The organism is Stenotrophomonas sp. SrG (genome assembly GCF_050031795.1).
In the GTDB taxonomy this organism is placed as follows: Bacteria; Pseudomonadota; Gammaproteobacteria; order Xanthomonadales; family Xanthomonadaceae; genus Stenotrophomonas; species Stenotrophomonas rhizophila_A.
On record NZ_JBNBBE010001163.1, the window covers coordinates 1 to 238 of the forward strand.

The 238-nt window shown below is 73.9% G+C and carries 1 pseudogene; it reads right to left on the bottom strand.

What is annotated here, in order from left to right:
- A pseudogene (locus tag ACQG3P_RS23115) lies at positions 1–238 on the bottom strand (RNA polymerase factor sigma-54); the annotation flags it as partial.

The window sequence follows — 238 nt, forward strand, 5'->3', positions numbered from 1 at the left end:
GGGTCGCTGGATTCGTCGGCGGCAATGCGCTGCAGGCGGTCGTCGTCGCCGTCGTGCCAGCTGGCCCCGGCCACGGCCCACATCGCCGGCTCGGGCAGTTCGTCGAAGGCGGCCACTTCCACGGTGGTGCCGGCTTCGCCGGTCGCGGCGGTGTCGGGCGCGGGCGCGTCTTCCAGCTCCAGCAGCGGGGTGGTGTCCAGTGCGCGGCGGGTCTCCAGCTCCAGCTGCATGCCGTCCA